Source organism: Tersicoccus mangrovi (assembly GCF_036881825.1).
In the GTDB taxonomy this organism is placed as follows: domain Bacteria; phylum Actinomycetota; class Actinomycetes; order Actinomycetales; family Micrococcaceae; genus Tersicoccus; species Tersicoccus mangrovi.
In genome coordinates, this window is sequence record NZ_JBAJMW010000002.1 from 449,365 (window position 1) to 470,839 (window position 21,475).

Sequence of the window (21,475 nt, forward strand, 5' to 3'; positions counted from 1 at the left end):
GGAGTTCCGACCGTGAGTCCCCGCACCCTGTTCCGCCGTCTCGCCCTGATCGAGGCCGTCACCTGGACGCTGCTGATCCTCGGCATGGTGCTCAAGTACGTCACCGGCACCACGGAGCTCGGTGTGCGGATCGGCGGCGGGCTGCACGGGCTGGCCTTCCTCGCCTACCTCGCGGCCACCGTCTACGTGGCCGTCGACGGGCGCTGGTCCGCGGGACGGACCCTCGCGGGCCTCGCCTCTGCGGTCATCCCGTACGCCACCCTGCCGTTCGAGCGTTCCGCCGAGCGGCGCGGCCTGCTCGGCGATCGCTGGCGGCTGGGCCCGGGCGGACGGACGGGTGAGGTGCCGCGCAGCGCGCTGGAACGGCTGCAGGCGGCCACGCTGCGCCGGCCGGTGGTGACCGCTGTCATCGGCGCCGTCGTCGTCCTCGCCGTGTTCGGCGCGCTGCTCGTCGCCGGGCCGCCGGTCCCCCGCAGCTAGTTCCCCGCACCTCGTTCCGCCAGCTCGTCGTCTCGAGGCCGGATCGAGCATCTCTTGACGAGCTGGCGCAGAGGGTGCAGCACTACGTGCGCCCGATGAACCAGTTCTGCAGTTTCGCGAGCCGGCTCTTCAGCTGTGCCTCGTTGGCCTGCGCGACGGGCGGACCCCCGCACAGGCGCCGCAGCTCGGCGTGGATGACGCCGTGCGGGGTGCCCGAGCGCGCGGACCAGGCCGAGACGTTCTTCGCCAGCTGGTTGCGCAGGTCCTTGAGCATCCGGTGGTCGGGCACGGTCGGCGCAGCGGCGGACCCGCTGGACTTCTTGCGGCGCAGTTCCTCGGCCTGGCGCTGCCGCAGCAGGTCGCCGATTTGGTCGGCGTCCAGCAGGCCCGGGATGCCGAGGAAGTCCTGCTCGTGCTCACCGCCCAGCTCGCCGCCGGTGCCGAACTCGCTGCCGTCGAACAGCACCCGGTCGAACGACGCCTGCGACTCCAGCGCCTCGAACTTCGCCTTCGTCAGCGAGTCCGACGCCCGGTCCTCCCGGTTCGCGGCGGCCAGCTCGTCGTCGTCGAGCATCTCGTCCGACTCGACCTCGATCGTGGAGACCGGCCGGTCCAGGGCGTGATCCCGCTCGAGCTCCATCTGGTTCGCCAGGTTCGTCAGGGCCGGCACGGACGGCAGGAACACCGACGCAGTCTCGCCGCGCTTGCGGGCACGGACGAAACGGCCGACGGCCTGGGCGAAGAACAGCGGGGTCGACGTCGACGTCGCGTACACGCCCACGGCCAGGCGCGGCACGTCGACGCCCTCGGACACCATGCGCACGGCGACCATCCAGCGGCGCTCGGACTCGGTGAACTCCTCGATCTTCCGCGACGCGGCCTTGTCGTCGGAGAGCACGACGGTGGCCGCCTCGCCCGTGACCCGCTTGAGGATCGCGGCGTAGGCCTTGGCGTCGGTGTGGTCGGTGGCGATGACGAGGGCGCCGGCGTCGGGCACGGTGCGCCGCACCTCGGTCAGCCGCTTGTCGGCGGCCGCCAGCACGGACGGGATCCACTCCCCCTCGGGGTTCAGCGCCGTCCGCCAGGCGTGGGCGGTAATGTCCTTCGTGGCGCCCTCGCCGAGGTTGGCGGCCATCTCCTCGCCCTCGGAGGTGCGCCAGCGCATCTGTCCCGCGTAGGCCATGAAGATGACGGGCCGGACGACGTGGTCCTTCAGCGCCGGGCCGTAGCCGTAGGAATAGTCGGCACGGGAGCGGCGGATGCCGTCGCGGTCCTCGGCGTACTCGACGAAGGGGATCTGGGCGGTGTCCGAACGGAACGGGGTGCCGGTCAGGGACAGGCGCCGGGTGGCGGGGTCGAACGCCTCGCGCAGGCCGTCGCCCCAGGACAGGGCGTCGCCGCCGTGGTGCACCTCGTCGAGGATGACGAGCGTGTTGGCCGCCTCGGTGCGGGCCCGGTGCAGCATCGGTTTGCTCGCCACCTGCGCGTACGTCAGCGCGACGCCGACGAAGTGGTCGCCGTGCCTGCCGTCGGCGTTCTTGAAGTTAGGGTCCAGCGCGATGCCGATGCGGGCGGCGGCGTCCGCCCACTGCCTCTTGAGGTGCTCGGTGGGCGCGACGACGGCGATGCGCCGCACGGTGCGCCGCGCCAGCAGCTCGGCCGCCAGCCGGAGGGCGAACGTCGTCTTGCCGGCGCCCGGGGTCGCGACGGCGAGGAAGTCCCTGGGGTTCGTGGCGAAATACTTCTCGAGTGCCTCGGCCTGCCATGCGCGCAGCTTCTGCGCGGTTCCCCACGCGGCGCGATCGGGGTACGCGGGCGGCAGCGAGGCACCCGCGTCGGCCTGGGCTTCGAAGAGCGATTCGTTCATCACGGTGCCGCGCGGTGCGTTCCGCGCGCGGCTGCTTCCTTTCTCTCCTGCTGGTGGCCGGCGTGCCATCGGCGCGTCGACCGGATGCCGACCTTCCGGTCCGTGGCCGTGCAGCGGCGTCGGTCGGCGCGTGCGCCGGCGCCTGTCCTCAGTCGGCGCGGAGCCCGGTCCGCAGACCGGCCGCCAGGGCAACGAGGGCGAGCACGGCGAAGGCGACCCACATCAGCACGTAGACGCCCGCGACATCGGTCCGGACATCGGCCAGGTGCGCGGTCGCCACCCCGAAGAGGGCTCCCGCTCCCGCGGTGCCCACGACGCCGCCGAGCTGGTCGGCCAGCTGCATCGAGGAGGCGTTCACGCCGCGGTCCGCATCGGTCGAGTACCGCAGCGTCAGAACCCCCGCGACGGAGGTGCCGACGCCCATGCCGAACCCGGCGACCGCCCACACGATCATAGCCGCCCACAGTCCCTCCGGACCGGTCACCACGGCGGCCATCGCCGACATGGCGGCCGCCAGCAGGGCCGCGGCGAGCGCGATGAGGCGGTGCGGCGGCACCCGCGTGCGGGCCTGCCAGAACGCTCCCGTGGTCCACCCCACGGCGCCCGTGGTCAGCGTCAGGCCGGCGACGGCCGGGGGTGCCGCCTGGACGCTCGTGAGCATCAGGGGCAGGAACGCCTCGGCGCCGAAGAAGGCGACGGACAGGCCGAGCCGCGCCCACATCACCGCGGGCAGCCCGGCGCCGAACCGGAAGAACCCGGCGGGCATCAGACGCCGCAGGCACAGGGCGCTGACGACCACGGCGGCCACCGTGAGTGCGGCCGGCAGCAGCGGGCCGGCGGTTCCGACCGAGTCGTTCGCCGAACCCACGGCGGAGGTCAGGGCGGTCTGGGCGAGAAGGACGGCGGCGGCGAGCACGAGCCCGGCGATCAGCCGGCGCCGGGAGGCCGCGCCGGTCAGCTCGGGGGCAGCCGGCGCACCGGCCCCGCGCAGCTGGCGGCGGATCGCGAGGACCGCGACGACGACCACGGGCACGACGCCGACGAACACGACCCGCCACGCCCCCACCTGGGCGAGCAGGCCCGCGGCGAGGGGCCCGATCAGTGACGGCAGCACCCAGGCCGCCGACATCCAGCCGAACAGCTGCGGCTGGACGTCCTGGGGCAGACTCACGCCGATCAGCACATACACCGCGACGATCATGAGCCCGCCACCGGCGCCCGAGACGGCGCGTCCGAGGACGAGGACGACGAAGTTCCCGGCCAGGGTGCACGTCAGCAGCCCGACCGTCATCAGCCCGAGGCCGACCAGCATCGCCGGGCGCGGACCGGACCGGTCGCACCAGGACCCGGCCAACGAGGTCGCCGCGAGGGAGGCGGTGAGATAGACGGAGAAGGCGAGACCGTACGCACCGCCACCGCCGAGGTCGGCCGAGACGACCGGCATCGCCGTCGTGACCGCCATCGCCTCGAAGGCGAAGCAGGCGACGATGGCGAGCAGGCCGATCGTCAGCGCCCGGTGCGGGCGCGCGAGCGGGGAGACGGCGACCGGCGCACGGCCGTCGGGCGCGCCGGCGCCCGCGTGCCGGTCCGTCGTCACGCGGGGCGCGGGAGCATCACGGTCGCCCCCGCATCAGATGGCCTGGGACATCAGCGGCGGGGTCTCAGTTGTCCGGGCCCTCGTCGTCGCCGGGCCGCATGCCCTCGTAGATCTCCTTGCACTGCGGGCACACGGGAAACCGCTGGGGGTCCCGACCGGGGGTCCACACCTTGCCGCACAGGGCGATCACGGGCTCGCCCGAGAGGGCGGACTCCATGATCTTCTCCTTGCGCACGTAGTGGGAGAAGCGTTCGCGGTCGCCCGGTTCGAGTTCCTCGCGCTGCTCCTCGCGCTCGATGGTCGCGGTGCCACCGGCGGGACGGGACGGCTCGGCGAACGGGTCGCCGGCGGGCGGGAAGGGATCGTTGGGGAGGGACATGCTGCCATCCTACGCGGGGGCACCGACAGGATCCCGGGCCTCCCGGACCACACCGGCCCGCACCCACCGGCCCGGTCAGGCCCGCGCCGGCAGCACCGGCACCAGCAGGTGCGAGTCGAAGCGCCCGCCGGTGTGGACCACGTGGCGTCCGACGTTCACCGTCTGCGCATGCCGCGCGAAAGTGAGGTGCTCGGGATAGCGCATCACGTCGCTGCCCTGGACGACGAGCAGGAGGCTCTCCCCCGCCTCGAACCGGGTGCCCGACGGCCACACCTCGACGTCGATCCGGGTCGGCTCGCCCGGTGTGAGCGGCACCTCCCGGCGGTGCGCCAGGACCGGCATGGCGTCCGTGGACCGCTCGGCGTCGAGTTCCCGGTGCGAGGCCCGCAGCCAGCCGACGGCGACGGGGCCGTCCTCGAACTGGCCGTAGTACGGGAAGCCGACCTGGCGGCCCTGCGCGTCGAGCTTGAACAGGGCGACGAAGACGTCCATGTCCGCGGCCGCCTCGGCCGAGACCCACAGCGCCGCCTTGATGTGGCCGACCAGCTCGACCGCCTCGGGGAAGGTGAACGCGAACGTCGCGCGACGAGGTGCCAGGCCGCTGCCGAGCCCGTCGTAGCCGACCTCCTCCTCGGCGCCGGACGGCTCCCAGCCGAGCGAGCCGTCGCCGGCGCGCAGGTACAGGGGCCGATTCTCGACGTCCTCGAGCGGCCACTGCTCGGCGTCCCGCCAGGTGCCCCGGTAGTAGGCGTCGCGCACCTCGGCGCGCACCCGCGGCCAGGAGTCGAGTCCGGTGTCCGGCCGGTCCAGCAGGAAGTGGTCGAAGAACGCCCGCTGGCGCTCGATCAGTTCCGGCTCGTAGTAATAGGCCCACTTCTTCCGGCCGTGCACGTCGAGCCACTTCTGCTCCGAGGAGATCCGGCGGAAGCCCTCGAGGGTGCCACGGGAGTGCAGCCCCTGATCGGCCCAGCTGGCCACGACGTAGGCCGGCACCCGGATGTCCTCGAGCGGGGGCACCTTGGACGCCCAGAAGTCGTCGAAGAAGGGGTGCGCGGCGGTCTCGGCCTCGAGGTCCTCGATCTGCGTCGTGCCGGCGCCCCAGCGTTCCCAGATGTAGGGCCAGAACGAGGTCTCCGGGATACCGCCGTGCCGGGCGACCTCGCGGTACGTGTCGTTCCATCCCTCCCACGGGTTGATCGCCGCCAGGTGCGGCGGGTTCAGGGCGGCGACCCGCCACTGCAGGCTGGCGAGGTAGGAGACCCCGGACAGCCCGACCTTGCCCGCGCTCCACGGCTGGGTGCCGGCCCACTCGACGAGGTCGGCGAAGGCCTGCGCCTCCTCCGGCGAGTGGTAGGTGGCGCGGCCCTCGGAGTACCAGGTCCCGGGAGTGTCGGCCAGGACGAGGGCGTAGCCGTGCGGCAGCCAGTACTCCGGATCGGGCGCCTCGAATGTCGTCAGGTCGGACGTCCACTCCGGCTTCACCCCGGCGTTCGGGTAGATCTGCCCGATCGGCGCCGGATTGTGCTTCCCGTAGGGCGACCAGCTGATCAGCGGCGCGGCCGGCACGTCGGTGTCGGGCCGATAGACGTCCACGTAGAGGACGTGGCCTGCGTCGCCGAACGGCACGGCGAGATCCCGCTCGATGATCATGCCGGGGCGCCGCTCCACCCGGGGCTGCGGCGGCCGGCCCGCCCGCGACTCGGGCGTGCTGCGGGGACCGCGGAACAGGTACTCGGTCTTCTCGTTCATGACCCTCCATCGTCGTGGGTGAGGGCATCCTACGCGGGGGCACCGACCGTCCCGCGGGCGGGTTGCCGCCGTCTCGCCGTCGCGGTGCGGCACAGTGGGCGGGATGGACATCTCCGTCAAGGCGGTGCTGCTGGACGAGCGGAACCGCCTCCTGCTCGGCCTGAACCCTCGCGCGGAGTGGGAGCTGCTCGGCGGGCGCGCCGACCCCGGCGACGCCGACCCGGCCGCCACCCTGCACCGGGAGCTCCGGGAGGAGGCGGGACTGGCGGTCACCGTCGGGGCGCTCGTCGACGTCTGGTACTACCGGCCCGAGCCGTCCCGCAGCGACGCGCGAGTCGCCGTCGTCTCCTACCTCGCCCGGGTGGTCGGCACGTCGGCCGCCGTCGCGAGCGAGGAGCACGGGCGGCTGCGCTGGTTCGCGCTCGACGAGGTCGACGGCCTGCCGATCCCGGAGGGCTACCGGGCCACCGTCCGCCGGGTCCGCGAGGCGCTGCGCCGGGCCTGACCCCGCACCGAGTTCACCGGCCGATCCTCAGCGGATCGCGGCGACCTGGGCGTACAGCTCGGGGGTGCGCCGATCGAACCAGCGGCCGCCGATCCGCACCCCGAGCGTCAGGAACACGACGCCGAGCACCGGCCCGACCACGAGGCCGAGCCACCCCACGAGCGCCGGACCACCGGCCATCGCGACCGCCAGCAGCACCAGCGCCGGCGAGCACAGCACCGCCATCACGCCGATGCCGCCGAACTGGATGAGCATGGGGAAGACGCCGGCGCCCTGCCGCGCCCGGAAGGGGCTCTCCCCCGGCGCCGGCACCGGGTAGACCCAGCGGGCCGAGACGATGCTCGCCAGGCCGAGCCCCGTCAGCAGCACGCCGATCGTCGCGCCGGTCAGGGGAGGCAGCAGGTCCCAGCGCCCGCTGACCGCCACCGGGGCGAGGACGACGACGGCGAGCAGCGGCACCGCGATGGCCAGGCACCCCAGCACCCGTCCCCACCGGTCCGACGAACCCGGCACGCCGGAGGCCACGTGCAGCCAGAACGCCGTGTTGTCGTAGGAGATGTCCGCCGAGATCGCCCAGCCGAGCAGGAATGCGACCATCGGCCCGGTCCACAGCATCAGCCCGAAGCTGCCGGTCTGCGTGCCGACGAACCAGAACACGATCGGCAGCAGCGGCACGACGACGAGGCTGCCCCCGTAACGCGGGTCCTTCAGCCAGTAGGTCAGGCAGCGGGCCGCGACGGCGGCGATCCGGCCGTCGGCCATCCCGAGGACCCCGAGACGGCCTCCGGCCCGCGCGCCCGAGCCGGTGGCCGGCGGGTTCACCAGGGCCCGGGCGAGGGTGGCGCGCCAGATCACCAGGAGGACGCCGAGGGTCGCGAGCGCGATGACGGCCTGCAGCGCCGCCACGCCCGGCGCTCCGGTGAGAACGGACCCGCCGATCGCCCACGCGGCGCCCAGCGGCGTCCAGCCGAGAACCGCGGCGATGCGTCCCAGCAGGGCCGGCACGTCCGGGTTGTCGGAGACCGCCGAGCCGATCGAGCCGATGATGGGCCCGAGCAGCACCAGCGGGACGAAGGCGACGATGCCGGCCACCTCACGGAACCGCCGGGACGCGGTCAGTCCGGTCAGCGCCGTCGCGACCACCCGGGACGCCGCGACGCACGTGAACAGGCCGAGCACCGCGCCGACGAGGGCGGCGAGTCCGCTGAGCGGGTCGCGGGCGACGGGGATGAGGCTGAGCAGCGCGAGGATCGCGGTGGCGAGGCCGGGGATGCCGATCAACGAGGCGATCGCGAGTCCGGTCACGAGCGCGCCGACCGGCACCGCGTAGGTCGCGAAGCGCCGCGGGTCGAGCGTCATGTCCACACCCGAGGCGACGAGCGGGACGATCGCCCAACCGGCCACGAGCAGCGAGCCGCCGATGACGACGACGGCGGCGGCCACGTCAGGTCCCGTGAAGCGCAGGGCCACGAGACCCGCGCCGACGAGCGTGATCAGGAACAGCGCGTACAGCCCCGCGAGCACGAGGGCGACGATCTGCCAGGGGCTGCGCTTGAGCCCGTTGACGAACAGCCGGGCCTTGAGGCGGATCAGATGTGCAACCACGACAGGCCCTCCCCCGAGGTGCGGCCGCCGACCATGGCGACGAACCGGTCCTCGAGGCTCTGCCCGGCCCGGACCTCCTCGACGGTCCCGGCGGCCAGGACGTTGCCGGCGGCGATGACGGCGACGTGGTCGCACATCCGCTGGACGAGGTCCATCACGTGGCTGGAGACGATCACGGTGCCGCCCGAGTCGACGTAGGAGTGCAGGATCTGCCGGATGTTGGCGGCGGAGACCGGGTCCACGGACTCGAACGGCTCGTCGAGCACGAGCACGGCCGGGGCGTGGATCATCGCGGCGGCCAGGGAGATCTTCTTCGTCATGCCGGCGGAGTAGTCGACGACGGGGGTGCCGGCGTCGGCCGTGAGATCCAGGGCCGTCATCAGGTCCGCCACCCGCTCGGCGACGGTGGCCCGGTCCATGCCGCGCAACAGCCCGGCGTAGGTGACGAGCTGCTCGCCGGTCAGCCGGTCGAAGAGGCGCACGCCGTCGGGCAGGACGCCGAGAGTCCGCTTGGCGGCGAGCGGATCGGCCCACACGCCGAGGCCACGCACGAGCACGCTGCCCTCGGTGGGGCGCAGGAGGCCGGTGGCCATGGACAGCGTCGTCGTCTTCCCCGCGCCGTTGGGACCGACGAGACCGTAGAAGGAGCCGGCGGGCACGTCCAGGCCGATGCCGTTGACGGCGACCTTGCTGCCGAACACCTTGACGAGGGACCGGACGGACAGGGCCAGCCGGTTCCGCTCGGGACCGTCCGGGGCCAGTGGCGCCCACGGTCCGAGCGGCCGGGCCTGGTCAGGCGTGGCGGGTTCCCCCTGGCCGGGCTCGCGGGTGGCGCCGGACGTTGCGTCGGGGGCCGGCTCTCGGGTGGCGCCGTCGGGCGTGACGTCGGCGGCCGGCGGGGTGGCCGATTGCGTCGTCGGCGGGGTGGTCGGCTCGGTCGAGGGGTGGGCGGCACGGTCGTCCATGGCCTCAGCCTAGAGCTGGCGGTGCCACCCGGCACGGAGACCTGCGTGGGACGAGGCGCCGTGAGTCAGCGGTTCCCGCCCGACGGCCATGCTCAAAGAGCACCCTCCTCGGGCGAAACCGGCTGACTCACCGGTCTCCACGGGTGAAACCGGCTGACTCATGTGGGACGAGGGCGGAACCGGCGGACTCGGCACGCAAGGGTGTGGCGCAGCCGGCGGCGGGGTCCAACACTCACCGTGAGTCAGCGGTTCCCGCCCGAAGGCCATGCTCAAAGAGCACCCTCCTCGGGCGAAACCGGCTGATTCAGCGGGTGGTGCTCAGCGAGAAGCGACGCCCGGCGGCCGGCACTCAGAACAGGACGCGGGCGAGCGCCGACCGAGCGCGGGTCACGCGGGGATCGGCCGAGCCGACCACCTCGAAGAGCTGGACGAGCCGGGCGCGGGCGGTCTCCTTCTCCTCACCGGCGCTGCGGCCGATGAAGCCGATCAACCGGGAGAAGGCGTCCTCGACGTGGCCACCGCTCAGGTCGAGGTCGGCGACGGTGAGCTGGGCGTCCAGGTCGTCGGGCCGCTGCGCCGCCGCCGCGCGCACCGCGTCGGCGTCCTTGCCGTCGAGGCGCTGCAGCAGTTCCACCTGGGCGAGGCCGACCGCGGCATCGTTGTCGGCCGGGCTCTCGGCGAGCGCCCGGCGGTAGGCCGCGGCGGCCCGGTCATAGTCCCCGGCGTCGATGGCGTCGACCGCCTCCTGGTGCAGCGGCGGCAGCGGCGGCTCGGCGTCGGCCTGCTCGCCGTCGCCGGGCTCGCCCGTCTCGTCGCCCCCACCGAGGCTGCCCGTGACCCCGTTGGCCTCGGCCACCTGGAGCAGTTCGTCGAAGAACGCGTCGATCTGGCTGGCCGGCTGCGCGCCGGTGAACAGCGGCACGGGCTGGCCCTTGACCAGCGCGAAGGTGGCCGGGACGCCCTGGACGGCGAACGCCTGGGTGATCTGCGGGTTGGCGTCGACGTCGATCGTGGCCAGCGCCAGCCGGCCCCCGCGGGCGTGCACCCGCTCGCCCATCAGGTCGAGCATCTGCAGCGAGGTCTCGCTGTAGTTCGCCCACAGCTGCAGGATGACGGGCACCTGGCCGGAGAGTTGCGCGAGCTGGTTGATCCGCGCGTCGCTGCCCTCGACGACCCACGGGGACGGCGTCCCAGCGCCGCCCGCCGACCCCGGTGCCGGTGACCCGGCGGCAGGCTCGGGGCGCTGCGCCCGGGCCTTGAGCGCGGAGAGGTCCACCGCGCCGCGCAGATTCATGGACGAGGGCACCGGCTGACCGGGGCGAGGAGTGGTCATGCCCCACAGCCTAGCCAGCGGCCCGCGCGCGGGCACATCGGGCGGTACCGGCCAGGAGCGACGGGTCAGGTGCGGCTCAGCGACGGGTCACGGACAGCAGCTCCTGCGCCGCGCCGATCACCTGCACCGCTTCGTGCGAGCCGGCCGGCGGCACGTAGAGCACCACGGACTCGCCGTAGGCGATGTCGACCGGTGTGCGCGACTGCCCGGTGCCCGCGAGCGCAGCCAGCTCCGAACGCAGCGTGAGCCGTCCGTTCCTGTCCTTCGGGGTCACCGAGACCGCGTTGCGCAGGGTGCCGATCACCAGGGCACCCCTGTCGGAGGTCTGCAGCACCCGTGTCTGCGTGGCATCCGGCGTGTGCCGGCCGCTGATCCGGGCGCTCGGGTTGGCCTTGACGGCAGCGGCCTGGCCGGCGATCAGCTGGTCCACGAACGGGTTCTTCGCGACCGCGCCGGTGTAGGCGGTGCGCCCGGCTGTCAACACCGCGGCCACGGAGGTCAGGGCCGCCCGGGGCGTGCTGGTCAGGCCGTCGGCACGGGAGGGGTCGAGGGGGCGGACGGCGACGGCGTCCGACCCGGCCTGGGGGAACGTGGTGCCCGGCAGCAGCCCGACGGCCGAGACCACGCGGTAGTTCTCCCGCGGCGAGGTCTGGGTCAGGGTGAGGATCTGCGGCACGGTGCTCGCGGCTGCCCTGGTCACCAGGACGACGGTCCGCGGCCACGTGGGGCTCGTCGTGATCATCGGGACGAGGACGGGACCGGCGTCGATCCGCGCCGGGGCCCGGTAGGTGGGCGCCTTCGCACGGATCCGGTAGTTCGCGGTCCGCTCGGTCAGCGCTCCACCGGCCATCCGTGCCTGCAGACCCGCGGCCGAGCGGGCGCCGTAGGCCCTGCCGACCACCGAGGCGACCGATGCCATGATCCGGTCGACCTGGTGCGGCTGGAGGGCGACGTCCGCGGAATCCAGGTCGGTGGCGGCGGAGGTGGAGGTGGCGGTGGACGGGACAGTGGTGGACGGGACGGTGGTGGCGGCACCCGTGAGGGATGTCGAGGGGCTGTCGGCCGCCTGCGCCGCCGTCACGCACCCGGTGGGCAGCAGCCCGGCCGCGAGGACGCCGGCCACGGAGCTCACGACCACGGGCCGCACCGGCAGGACGCCGCGCCGCGAGGTGGTGCCGCCGGACCGAGCATCGGACGAGGCGGCACCGGACGAGGCAGCGCCTGATGACGCCGCCGTCGTCCGCCCCGTCGCACCCCGGCGCGGAGCCGGAGCCGGGACGGCCGCGTGCCGACCGCGGCGGGAAGCGGGCGCCGCCGGCCCGCGTCGCCGGAGGATGAGCAGGGCGAGACCGGCGACGAGCGCGATGGCGCCGAGGATGATCAGGGGAGCTGCCCACGGCGTGGACTGGTCGTTGTGCCAGGAGACGGTGACGTCGGTGGGCGCGGCGGCGGACCCGTCGGCCGTCAGCAGCAGGGCCCAGTCCCCCGCCGCGGGGGTGGTCCAGGGGCGGCTCAATTCACCCGTCGCACGCTGGGCGCTGACGAACAGGTCGGCTCCGGACGGGTCGGGCACCCGGGCCTCCCCCGCGGTCGGCTTCGCGGTCAGGCGACCGTCCCGGCCCGTGACGGTCGTGTGCGCGGCGCGGCCGACCCAGGCGTCGACGTCGGAGGCACGCCCCTGGGCGACGGTGAAGGCGCCGGCCCCCTTGACCGAGACGGTGACGTCCGTGCGGCGGCCCAGATCCGCGACGCCACCCTCGATGACGGTCACGGGCGCCGCCGCGGACGGCGCGGGGGCCGAGGCGGAGAGCGTCGCGGGCGGGAGCCACCACGTGCGCATTCCGATGCCGGCCACCAGGGCGAGCGCTCCGAGCACGATCAGCAGGATCGCTCCGATGCGTCGCGCGCTCGTCATGGGTGCGCTCGTCCTGGGCACGGTCTTCTCCCCCGTCATCACTGGTCTCATCCGTTCCGGCGTCGTCTGCCTGGTCTCAACCATCTCGGCAGGTGTGGTCACTGCCGGGTGCTGGACCCCGGACGCGCGCGTCCGCGCGTGTCCCGCGCGCGGAACGGCCCGTCAATGGTAACCATGCGTGGTCAGGCCGACGAATCACCGGGCCGATCACGACGTCCGGGGGCGTGCTCGGCCGACTCGACTGGACCGGGTGCCGCTTCGGCAAGCACACTGATCTTCGGTGCCTGCCCAAGCGGCGGCCGGGGCCGGAGGGAACGACGACGACACGAGGAGCGCCGGTGGACACGGAACGCGATCGACCGGACGAGGAGCCGAGGCTGTCCCCGCCGCCCGCGGGGCCGGCGACGGCGGTCGGCCCCCGGGCGACCTGGTGGCGCCGGGCGGCCCAGCGCGTGATCCGGCCGATCCCGGGCGCGCAGCCGCGACGCCGCTTCGATCTGCCCCCGGACGTGGAGGCGGTCCAGCACCACTACTTCGACGCCGACGGCAACGAGGTCGACCCCGAGGACCTCACCTACGGCACGCCCGGGCCCCTCGGCACGGGCCGCAGCCCCCTGTACTGGGGCTTCCTCGGCACGGTCGGCGTCGGGATCGCGCTCGGGGTCTACTACGTCGTCACCTCCAACACCCAGCTGCTGCTGTGGATCGCGGCGGCACTGTTCATCTCGCTCGGCCTGGAGCCGATCGTCCGCTGGCTCGAGGCGCACCGCGTGCCGCGCCCGCTCGGCATCATCGGCGTCCTGCTCGTGCTCGCGGGCGGCATCGCGATCTTCATCGCGACCCTGATCCCCACCATCGTCAACCAGACGACGCAGCTCGTGCAGGCCGCGCCCGGCTTCGTGCAGAACTTCCTCAACTCGGACCTGTTCCACCAGATCGACAACCAGTTGAACGTGCGCTCCTGGGCGGAGGGCGAGGCGCAGAAGTTCTTCTCCAACTCCTCGGCCGTGAGCTCGGTGGCCGGCGGGGTGCTGGGTTTCGGCACCGCGATCGTCAACTCCCTCTTCGGCACGCTGATCGTCCTCGTGCTCACCCTCTACTTCCTCGCCTCGATGCCGGCGATGAAGCGGTGGGCGTACCGGCTCGCGCCCCGCTCCCGCCGCGCCCGGGTCGAGACCCTCGGCGAGGCCATCACCGACGGCGTCGGCAACTACGTGATCGGCCAGGCCGTCGTCGCCCTGGTGAACGCGGTGTTCGCGTTCATCGTCATGACGATCGTCGGCGTCCCGTTCTCGGCGCTGCTCGCGTTCCTCGTCGCCCTGCTCGCCTTCATCCCGCTCGTCGGCGGCATGATCGCCGGGGTGCTCGTGTCGCTGATCGCCTTGACCGCGGGCTGGCAGACGGCCGTCGCCTACGCCATCTGCTACTTCGCCTACCTGCAGTTCGAGGCGTACTTCGTCTCGCCGCGCATCATGCAGCGCGCGGTCGCGGTGCCCGGCGCGGTCGCGGTGATCGCGGTCATCGCGGGTGGCTCCCTGCTCGGCGTGCTGGGCGCGCTGATGGCGATCCCGACGGCGGCCGCGGTGCTGTTGCTCGTCCGCGAGGTCTTCATCGCCCGGCAGGACCGGCTGTGAGGCGCTGAGTCCCTGAGGCGCTGAGCGCGGTCGTCAGTCCGCCACGGTGGCGACCGGCCCGTCGAACGTCGACGGCAGGGTGACGACGCCGGGACCGCGCACGACGTCGACGATCTCCTGCAGCACGCGTCCGACGTACTTCTCCCCGACCCACAGGTGCTTGGCGCCGTCGACGCCGGTCAGGTCGCACTGCGGCACGGCCGCGAAGCGCTCGGTGGCCTCGGCGGGCCGGAGGAAGTCGTCGTGCTCGGGGACCAGGACGCGCAGCGGCTTGCCCGCCTCGCGCCACCGCGCCAGGTCCGCGTCGCCCGCACGGCGCAGCGGCGGGGAGAGCAGGATCGCGCCCTCGATCCGGTCGACGACCGGCGCGACCGCCCCGTGCTTGAGTGCGAGCTCGGTGCCGAAGGACCACCCGACGAGCCACCGGGCGGGCAGCCCGCGGGCGACGGCGAAGGCGGTCGCGGCGTCGACGTCGGCGGCCTCCGTCTCCCCGTCGCCGAACTCGCCCTCGCTGCAACCGCGCGGAGAGCAGGTGCCGCGGGTGTTGAAGCGCAGGACGGCGAGGTCCGCGAGCGCGGGCAACCGGTAGGACGCCTTGCGGAACACGTGCGAGTCCATGAATCCGCCCGCCGTGGGCAGCGGGTGCAGGGTGACGAGCGTGGCGACCGGATCCCGGTCGGCCGGGAGCGCGAGCTCCCCGACGAGGGTCAGCCCGTCGGAGGTGTGCAGCTCGATGTTCTCGCGCCGGGCCGGCAGCACCGTCGCCGCCCGGATCGGGGCCGGCTCGGTGCCGGCGTGGAAGTCGAAGGTCGGGGCGGCGGACGTCACCGGGCCAGTGTAGCGACGGGCCGGACGCCGCCCGGGACACGAGTCCGGCACCCGACGGCGACGCGCGAGCGGCCCTGAGGCGCGTCCGCACGCACGCCGGACACGGACGTTGGAGGGTGCCGGTGACGGTAACCGCCGATGGTCAGCGGTAGGCGCGCCAGCACCGTTCGTGCCAGTGCCGCCGGTCGGCCGCGGCGGCCTCGTCGCCCATGATCCAGTCCGCCCGCCACGCCACGACGTGCGCGGTGCCCGGGAGCACGGCATTGCCGCACCCGGGGCACACGTACGTCTTGACGGCGCGCTGGGCGCTCACGGGCGCGACGACGAATTCCCCGTGCCGGGTGCTCTCGGTGCGGCGGATCGCGCCGAGCGCGTTCTCGACGTCCCGCGGTTCGGGCGCCGGACGACGCCCGCGGCGCACCGAGGGCCGCGGGGCACGGGACGGTCGGTTGGAGCGGGGCACTCCCCCATTGTGCCGGGCCGGCCCCCGGGAGCGGATCCCGGCGGAGACGCCCCGGGTCACACGCCGGCCCGGGGTCAGCAGCCGACCGCGGGCGCCCGGGCCGACCGGTAGAGTCGAACGGTGCGTCTGACCATTGCCCGTTGCTCCGTCGACTACATCGGGCGGCTGCGCGCCCACCTGCCGCTGGCCACGCGCCTGCTGGTGGTCAAGGCGGACGGCTCGGTGCTGGTGCACTCCGATGGCGGCTCCTACAAGCCGCTGAACTGGATGAGCCCGCCCGCGACGCTGCGGATCAGCGAGCCCGACGAGGAGGCCGCGGCCGCCGGTGCCGTGAGCATCTGGACCGTGCAGCACGCCAAGAGCGACGACCGCCTCGTGATCACGATCGAGGAGATCCTGCACGAGAGCACCCACGACCTCGGCGTCGACCCCGGCCTGATCAAGGACGGCGTCGAGGCGGACCTGCAGCGCCTGCTCGCGGCGCAGATCCACACGATCGGCGTCGGCTGGTCCGTCGTGCGCCGGGAGTACCCGACGGCGATCGGCCCGGTCGACATCCTCGTCCGGGACCAGGACGGGTCCACCGTCGCCATCGAGATCAAGCGGCGCGGCGACATCGACGGCGTCGAGCAGCTCACCCGGTACCTCGAGCTGCTCAACCGCGACCCGCTGCTGGCCCCGGTGCGCGGGATCTTCGCGGCACAGCAGATCAAGCCGCAGGCGCGCGTGCTGGCCACCGACCGCGGGATCGACTGCGTGACCCTCGACTACGACGCCCTGCGCGGGGTCGACGACGCGGACACGCGCCTGTTCTGACGGGGCTGTCCGACGGCCGTTCATGGCCCGCAGGTGCCCCTGACAGGCCTCGAAACCACGCCGCGAAGCGCGTTGACCCGGCCCTTCCGATGTGTTTTGCTTGGGGACGTCTTTGTGGTTGGAATTTCCGCTCGCAAGGCCGTTGCGAGCGATGATCCGCAACTGAGCCCTCGGCTTCGTGTGCGTCTCCTCGTCAGTAACGATGATCGGCACGAGGTGTGCCGGTTTTCACCGCACCATCATGAGGAGAAATTCGATGGCACAGGGAACCGTCAAGTGGTTCAACGCTGAAAAGGGTTTCGGGTTCATCACCCCGGACGATTCCGATGGCGACGTCTTCGTCCACTACTCGGAGATCCAGACCAACGGCTTCCGCACCCTGGACGAGAACCAGCGCGTGTCCTTCGAGATCGGTCAGGGCCAGAAGGGCCCGCAGGCCACCGGCGTCACCGTCATCTGATCTCAGCATCACCGCGAGAAGGCCCCCGGCAGCACGGCTGCCGGGGGCCTTCTCATGTCGGCGGTGCGGTTCTCGCGGGGACGGCTCACGCCCGTGGCGCCGCCGGCTCCGCCGGGCGGTCCTCCGGCGTCGGCGCCAGCCCACGCAGCAGGCGGCCCGCCTGGCGCAGGGTGAAGCCCGGGGCGTAGGCCTCGGTCAGGGCCCGGGCGATGCGCGGCAGCTGCAGCGGATCCGGATAGGCCAGGTACCAGGCGCGGTGCGCCGGGGCGAACCGGCTCTTGAAGGCGGCGAGGGCCGCGAACCCGTAGGCCGGTTCGAGCAGGCGCCGCAGGGTGCCCTGCAGCCGCTCGACCGTCGTCGTGTCACCGCCCTCCGCCGCCCGCTGCGGGTCCACCGCCAGGGGCGAGCCGGAGAGGGAGATCGTGGCAACCTCGTCGCGGAAGTGCAGCACCGCCGAGGCGATGAGGAACTCCATGACGCCGTTGAACCCGGTGGGATCCCGGCGCATGAAGTCGAGCGTCCAGCTGACCACCTCGCCGTCGGCGTGGACCGGCAGCCACGAGACGACGCCGTGCACGCGCTCGTCGTCGTCCACGGCCAGGCACAGCGCCACGTCCGGGTCGGCGAGCTCGGCCACGCCACCGAGGGTGAACCCGAGCTCGGGCAGCGCCCGCTCGGCGACCCACGCCTCGGAGATCTCCCGCACCTGGGTGCGGGCGCCGATGGGCAGCTCGGGCCAGCGGTACCAGCGGGCGCGCACCCCGATCCGCTCGGCCCGGTTCAGCGCGGTGCGCACGTTCTGCCACCGCTTGCCGGTGAAGGCGAGCCCCTCGATGTGCAGCTCCGTCTCGTCCGCCACCTGCATCGACCGGAACCCGAGCGGCCGGACCGCGGCGACGAGTTCCTCGGGCACCGAGTACAGGCAGGGCACGACGCCCTCGGCCGCGCACCAGCGGGTGAAGCCCGTGACGGCGTCCGCCCAGTGCGCCCGCTCCCCGATCGGCCCGCCCACGGTCAGCGCGACGCCGTGGTGGCGCTGGTAGGCGACCGCCGCGGTTCCGTCGGGCGTGAACCAGTAGCTCGTGCCCGGCCACAGCGTCATCTGCGAGAGCGATCCCCCGCCGACGCGCACCAGCTCGGCCGCGCGGGCCGTCACGGTCGCCGTCGCCCGCTCCGCGCGGCGTCCGCTGCGGACCAGCACCGCGAGGCCGACGATCGTCACCGCCCAGAACACCGCTCCCCCGGTCGCGAACAGGAACCCGCTGACGGCGCCGTGCGGCTCGACGGCGACGGCGAAGCGCGGCGGGAACGGATACGGCACGAGCATCCGCAGCAGGCTGCTCCACAGGGACCACCAGGGGTGCTGGTGCCGGTCGGCGTTGCCCTCCGCGTACCACGCGAGCGTGTAGAGGCCGCCGACGGCGAGCAGGGACGCGCCGACGACGGCGAACACCCGGCGCCCGGCGCCCGGGACGGCGTCCCGGGTGAAGAACCGTCGCTGGAGGACGAGCACGACGGCGAGGACGACCGGGACGAGCACGCCCGGCAGGGTGGCTTCGATGGCCTCGAGCCGGCCCGGGGGCAACCGCCCGTCCCGCAGCACGAGCAGGGAGAGCAGGTGCAGCGCGGTGCCGGCGAGGACGGCGATCGCCACCTGCGTCGCGACGGCCATCCACAGGGCGAGGCGGCTGCCCGTGCGCATCCCCCACGCGCTGACCAGCAGCAGGGCGAGCGGGGCGAGGGCGAGGGCGACGCTGCCGGGCCCGGTCAGGACCGCGCTGTGGGTCACCTGCGGACAGGTCAGGTCGACGGCGACCGAGCAGTTGCGGCTCAGGTCCTGCGCCGACGGCAGCGGGGTGACGATCCACTCCCGCAGTTGCGCGAGCGGCCCGGCGGGCGCGTGGGCCAACCCGGCCAGCAGGGGGCCGGTCGCGAAGACCGCCACGACGAGCGCCAGCAGGGTGCGGCGCTCCTGCGCCGTGGCGACGAACAGGCCGGCGCGCTCGGCCGGTCCCCGCGCGACGCGGCCGAGCAGCAGGCCGAGGAGCACGCCGAGCAGGCTGAGCACCGACTGCGGGTGGGCGACGTAGAGCAACATCGTGATGGCGACCGTGGAGGACACGAGGCGCAGCCGCCGGCGCCACAGGGCACTGATCCAGGCACTCGCCGTCATCACCGCGGTCAGCGCGGCGGCCCACGGGCCGAACAGCGGCAGGTGGCGCAGCGCACCGAGCCACTCGGCACCGAGCTGGTCCGCAGCCGCGGTGATGGCGAAGGAGGCCACGATGGTCAACACGTGGCCGATCGCCGCGACGACGGCGGTGCGCAGGGTGCCCATCGTCGTCTCGGCCAGGCCGACGAGGCCGAGGATGAGCCCGGTCACCGCGAGGTAGGAGACGATGTTGCCCGCGAACAGGGGCGACGTGACGAACGTCCACCAGCGGCCCGCGACGAGGTCGCCCGGGGTCACCGCGATCGCCCCGACGACCTGCGGCGACGGACCGTTGGCCAGTGAGCCGGTCAGGACGGCCGCGATCCAGATCGCCACGGTCCAGCCGACGGCGAACGGCGTCCGGCGCGCGTGCGTCACGAGCCAGGACGCCGCCGTGCGGGCTCGGCGTGCCGCCCGAGAGCGCCGGTCCGCCGCCGCGGACGGGGGCGGCGCAGCGGTGGGCACGCGAGAACTCATCGGCCGAGGCCCAACGCCGGCGCGAGGAACGTCAGGCCGTCGAGGACGCCGACACGCCCCATCTGGTAGGAATGCCCGGCCACGGGGATGACCTCTCGGTGGGTGCGCATGCCTGCCTTCTTCGCCGCCGCGTCGAGCACACGCGCGTTGGCCAGGTACACGCTGTCGGCATACCCGGCACCGAAGAACGCCCACGACGAGCGGTACGGGTGCTCGTGGAGCAGCGTCAAGGGCACCTGCCGCATGAACGCCGCCGTGTCACCGCCGAACGCCTGCGCGACGGTCTGAGCGCGGTCCACGGCCAGCGCCGGCTCCCGCTCGGAGGCGAGCGCCAGGATGTGCCGGTAGCGATCGTTGTGGCGGGTGACCATCTGGACGGCGCAGGTGCCGCCGAAGGAGAAGCCCCCTGCGGCCCAGTGCTGCGGGTTGTTGTCGACGTCGAGGGTGCGGGTGATCCAGTCCGGCACGTCGACGGACATGTAGGTGTCCGCGGCGCCCAGCGGCGTGTTCATGCACATCGTGTTGTTGTACGGCGAGCCGAGCGGGTCGGGGATGACGACGACCGGGGCGAGGCCGTGGTGCCGGGCGGCGAAGGTGTCGATGGTCGCGCGGATCTCCCCGGTGTTGGCCCAGGACATCGGGCTCCCGGGCTGACCCGAGACGAGCACGAGGACGGGCAGCTTGGGGCGCTTGTGGAGCAGGTACGCCCCGGGCAGGTAGACGAGCGCCGGCCGGCCGGTGAAGTGGGAGACGGTGCCGGGAATGGTCACCTGGCGCAGGATGCCCGTCCTGGCCATCCCGGCGGGAGCGTCCCAGCCCGCGTCGACCGCACCGCTCACGGAGGCGGCCGCGCCGTGCCGCATGAGAGCCGACGGAATGCCCTGCACCACCTTCGGGGACTGCCCGAGCAGGTCCGCCGCGGTGGTCATGAGGCCGTAGTAGCCGTTGATCTGCAGCCCGGCGATGGAGGCCACGAGCACGAGCGCGACGGGGGCGACGGCCACCCGCCACCAGCGGAAGGGACGCACGACGAGCGCGAGGGCCGCGAGCAGCAGGCCGCCGACGCCGACCGCGCCCCACAGCACCACCTCGTCGGGCAGGGCCTCGGGCCACACGTCGAGCACGTTCACCAGGAGGGCGCTGATCCCGTAGGCCGCGCCGATCGCCACCGGCACCACGAGCAGGACGGCCACCCACCACCACCACCGGGCCCGCCGGCGCACCACGAGTGCCAGCGCGCCGAGGATGGCGAGCACCGCGATCGTCGCCGGGAACCACCCGTCGATGATCGACACGTGCGCCAGCCATGCGTTCATGTGTTGCGTCCCTCCGAACCGTGATCAGACCCCGTCGTAGGGTAGGTCGGCGGCTCGGGAGGAAACCGGACGTGCACCGCGCGCGAGCCGAGTGCCGTCCGGGAAGTCACTGGGAATCTTGACGCGCTCGGCGTGGCGTCAGTTCCAGTTGCCGACGCGCCGGGAGGGCCCCGCCTCGACCCAGGACGAGAGGCCTGCCCAGGCATCCCGGGACAGCGCGATGAGGGTCTGGTCGCCGTCGTGCTCGACCGTGCCGATCACGGCACCGGGCTGGACGCTGCGCCGTTCCGTCTCGGTCGGCTCCCGCCAGCCGAGCAGGTCCAGCCGCGGCCGGCAGAACTCCTCGACGGCCGCCGGGCTGACCGAGAACATGCGCAGCCACTGGAGCGAGTTGTCCTGGTAACGGCAGACGCCCAGCTGCCACCGCCCCGAGGGGCGGCGCAGCGAGGCGTCGAACGTCCCGTAGGCGGAACGCAACTGGTGGCGGCGGAGAAGTCCCGCCGCCACCAGACCGAAGCAGGCGAGGACGATCACTGCGAGAACGATGACCGCGACGACGCCTGCGTTCATACGACTCTCAGCGGGTCCCGGCCTCGACCCCGTCGACGACCGTGGCGTCGTCCGCCACGATCACCACACGGTCGTGGTCCACGGAGAAGAAACCCTGCGAGACCTGCACCCGCACGCGGGAGCCCGAGGCGGGCTCGATCGCCACCTCACCCTCCGCGAGCAGGGCCAGCACCGGGGTGTGGCCGGGCATGATGCCGATGTCGCCGTCGGTCGTGCGCGCCTTGACCAGGCGGGCACCACCGGACCAGATGAAGCGGTCCGAGGCGACGACCTCGACCTCGAGTTCGGACCTGGAATCAGCCAT

Annotated in this window: 19 protein-coding genes; 5 read left to right on the plus strand and 14 right to left on the minus strand. The window is 73.4% G+C overall.

The window, feature by feature from the left end; all coding sequences use genetic code 11:
• The first annotated feature begins 12 nt into the window (after positions 1-12).
• Positions 13-480, plus strand: a complete 468-nt coding sequence (locus V6N00_RS05895) for a DUF3817 domain-containing protein (RefSeq protein WP_334231140.1) — start codon at positions 13-15, stop codon at positions 478-480.
• A gap of 82 nt (positions 481-562) precedes the next feature.
• Here V6N00_RS05895 and V6N00_RS05900 read toward each other — a convergent pair whose 3' ends face one another.
• From V6N00_RS05900 to V6N00_RS05915, 4 genes are all read right to left on the minus strand, one after another.
• Positions 563-2,347 (minus strand): DEAD/DEAH box helicase, encoded by a 1,785-nt coding sequence (locus V6N00_RS05900; RefSeq protein ID WP_334231141.1) that lies wholly within the window; start codon positions 2,345-2,347, stop codon positions 563-565.
• Positions 2,348-2,495: 148 nt separating this feature from the next.
• Positions 2,496-3,944, minus strand: coding sequence for an MFS transporter (locus V6N00_RS05905; protein WP_334231142.1), 1,449 nt, complete (start codon positions 3,942-3,944; stop codon positions 2,496-2,498).
• A gap of 64 nt (positions 3,945-4,008) precedes the next feature.
• Positions 4,009-4,323: a DUF3039 domain-containing protein gene (locus tag V6N00_RS05910; protein ID WP_334231143.1), complete on the minus strand. Its 315-nt coding sequence runs from the start codon at positions 4,321-4,323 to the stop codon at positions 4,009-4,011.
• Between the two features lie 75 nt (positions 4,324-4,398).
• The gene (locus V6N00_RS05915) at positions 4,399-6,072 is read right to left on the minus strand and encodes a CocE/NonD family hydrolase (RefSeq protein ID WP_334231144.1); all 1,674 of its coding nucleotides are present in this window, start codon (positions 6,070-6,072) and stop codon (positions 4,399-4,401) included.
• Between the two features lie 103 nt (positions 6,073-6,175).
• Between V6N00_RS05915 and V6N00_RS05920 the strand changes: the two genes are divergently transcribed.
• Entirely contained in the window at positions 6,176-6,577 is a 402-nt protein-coding gene (locus V6N00_RS05920) for an NUDIX hydrolase (RefSeq protein ID WP_334231145.1), read from the plus strand.
• Positions 6,578-6,604: 27 nt separating this feature from the next.
• Here the strand turns inward: V6N00_RS05920 and V6N00_RS05925 are convergent, their stop codons facing one another.
• The 4 genes from V6N00_RS05925 to V6N00_RS05940 all read right to left on the minus strand — a co-directional run bounded on the left by V6N00_RS05925 (position 6,605) and on the right by V6N00_RS05940 (position 12,479).
• Positions 6,605-8,182 (minus strand): transporter, encoded by a 1,578-nt coding sequence (locus V6N00_RS05925; protein ID WP_334231146.1) that lies wholly within the window; start codon positions 8,180-8,182, stop codon positions 6,605-6,607.
• Positions 8,167-9,147, minus strand: a complete 981-nt coding sequence (locus V6N00_RS05930) for an ABC transporter ATP-binding protein (RefSeq protein WP_334231147.1) — start codon at positions 9,145-9,147, stop codon at positions 8,167-8,169. The genes V6N00_RS05925 and V6N00_RS05930 overlap by 16 nt, the downstream gene beginning before the upstream one ends.
• A gap of 349 nt (positions 9,148-9,496) precedes the next feature.
• Positions 9,497-10,480 (minus strand): tetratricopeptide repeat protein, encoded by a 984-nt coding sequence (locus V6N00_RS05935; protein WP_334231148.1) that lies wholly within the window; start codon positions 10,478-10,480, stop codon positions 9,497-9,499.
• Between the two features lie 76 nt (positions 10,481-10,556).
• A complete protein-coding gene (locus V6N00_RS05940; RefSeq protein ID WP_334231149.1) occupies positions 10,557-12,479 on the minus strand; it encodes a hypothetical protein in 1,923 nt (640 codons plus the stop codon).
• 254 nt (positions 12,480-12,733) lie between these two features.
• On the opposite strand from V6N00_RS05940, the gene V6N00_RS05945 reads away from it, so the two are divergent.
• Positions 12,734-14,029 (plus strand): AI-2E family transporter, encoded by a 1,296-nt coding sequence (locus tag V6N00_RS05945; protein ID WP_416385036.1) that lies wholly within the window; start codon positions 12,734-12,736, stop codon positions 14,027-14,029.
• A 33-nt stretch (positions 14,030-14,062) separates the two neighbouring features.
• Here the strand turns inward: V6N00_RS05945 and V6N00_RS05950 are convergent, their stop codons facing one another.
• Both V6N00_RS05950 and V6N00_RS05955 read right to left on the minus strand, forming a co-directional pair.
• Entirely contained in the window at positions 14,063-14,857 is a 795-nt protein-coding gene (locus V6N00_RS05950) for an alpha/beta hydrolase (RefSeq protein WP_334231150.1), read from the minus strand.
• Positions 14,858-14,999: 142 nt separating this feature from the next.
• The gene (locus V6N00_RS05955; protein ID WP_334231151.1) at positions 15,000-15,320 is read right to left on the minus strand and encodes a hypothetical protein; all 321 of its coding nucleotides are present in this window, start codon (positions 15,318-15,320) and stop codon (positions 15,000-15,002) included.
• 120 nt (positions 15,321-15,440) lie between these two features.
• On the opposite strand from V6N00_RS05955, the gene nucS reads away from it, so the two are divergent.
• Together nucS and V6N00_RS05965 are read left to right on the plus strand one after the other, a co-directional pair.
• Complete coding sequence (gene nucS, locus V6N00_RS05960) at positions 15,441-16,136, plus strand: endonuclease NucS (RefSeq protein ID WP_334231152.1); 696 nt, start codon at positions 15,441-15,443, stop codon at positions 16,134-16,136.
• Positions 16,137-16,392: 256 nt separating this feature from the next.
• Positions 16,393-16,596, plus strand: coding sequence for a cold-shock protein (locus V6N00_RS05965; RefSeq protein WP_076692750.1), 204 nt, complete (start codon positions 16,393-16,395; stop codon positions 16,594-16,596).
• Between the two features lie 85 nt (positions 16,597-16,681).
• Here V6N00_RS05965 and V6N00_RS05970 read toward each other — a convergent pair whose 3' ends face one another.
• The 4 genes from V6N00_RS05970 to V6N00_RS05985 all read right to left on the minus strand — a co-directional run bounded on the left by V6N00_RS05970 (position 16,682) and on the right by V6N00_RS05985 (position 21,475).
• Positions 16,682-19,273 (minus strand): bifunctional lysylphosphatidylglycerol flippase/synthetase MprF, encoded by a 2,592-nt coding sequence (locus V6N00_RS05970; protein WP_334231153.1) that lies wholly within the window; start codon positions 19,271-19,273, stop codon positions 16,682-16,684.
• A gap of 8 nt (positions 19,274-19,281) precedes the next feature.
• Positions 19,282-20,601 carry an alpha/beta hydrolase gene (locus V6N00_RS05975; RefSeq protein ID WP_334231154.1) on the minus strand — a complete coding sequence of 440 codons (1,320 nt, stop codon included), beginning with the start codon at positions 20,599-20,601 and terminating at the stop codon, positions 19,282-19,284.
• A 138-nt stretch (positions 20,602-20,739) separates the two neighbouring features.
• Positions 20,740-21,171 carry a DUF2550 domain-containing protein gene (locus V6N00_RS05980; RefSeq protein ID WP_334231155.1) on the minus strand — a complete coding sequence of 144 codons (432 nt, stop codon included), beginning with the start codon at positions 21,169-21,171 and terminating at the stop codon, positions 20,740-20,742.
• A 7-nt stretch (positions 21,172-21,178) separates the two neighbouring features.
• Positions 21,179-21,475: a F0F1 ATP synthase subunit epsilon gene (locus V6N00_RS05985; RefSeq protein WP_334231156.1), complete on the minus strand. Its 297-nt coding sequence runs from the start codon at positions 21,473-21,475 to the stop codon at positions 21,179-21,181.

Coding starts and splice junctions, on each gene's coding strand:
- V6N00_RS05980 (WP_334231155.1), bottom strand. CDS start 21,171: ATGAACGCAGGCGTCGTCGCGGTCATCGTTCTCGCAGTGATCGTCCTC.
- V6N00_RS05930 (WP_334231147.1), bottom strand. CDS start 9,147: ATGGACGACCGTGCCGCCCACCCCTCGACCGAGCCGACCACCCCGCCG.
- V6N00_RS05940 (WP_334231149.1), bottom strand. CDS start 12,479: ATGGTTGAGACCAGGCAGACGACGCCGGAACGGATGAGACCAGTGATG.
- V6N00_RS05915 (WP_334231144.1), bottom strand. CDS start 6,072: ATGAACGAGAAGACCGAGTACCTGTTCCGCGGTCCCCGCAGCACGCCC.
- V6N00_RS05975 (WP_334231154.1), bottom strand. CDS start 20,601: ATGAACGCATGGCTGGCGCACGTGTCGATCATCGACGGGTGGTTCCCG.
- V6N00_RS05900 (WP_334231141.1), bottom strand. CDS start 2,347: ATGAACGAATCGCTCTTCGAAGCCCAGGCCGACGCGGGTGCCTCGCTG.
- V6N00_RS05965 (WP_076692750.1), top strand. CDS start 16,393: ATGGCACAGGGAACCGTCAAGTGGTTCAACGCTGAAAAGGGTTTCGGG.
- V6N00_RS05910 (WP_334231143.1), bottom strand. CDS start 4,323: ATGTCCCTCCCCAACGATCCCTTCCCGCCCGCCGGCGACCCGTTCGCC.
- V6N00_RS05920 (WP_334231145.1), top strand. CDS start 6,176: ATGGACATCTCCGTCAAGGCGGTGCTGCTGGACGAGCGGAACCGCCTC.
- V6N00_RS05985 (WP_334231156.1), bottom strand. CDS start 21,475: ATGGCTGATTCCAGGTCCGAACTCGAGGTCGAGGTCGTCGCCTCGGAC.
- V6N00_RS05935 (WP_334231148.1), bottom strand. CDS start 10,480: ATGACCACTCCTCGCCCCGGTCAGCCGGTGCCCTCGTCCATGAATCTG.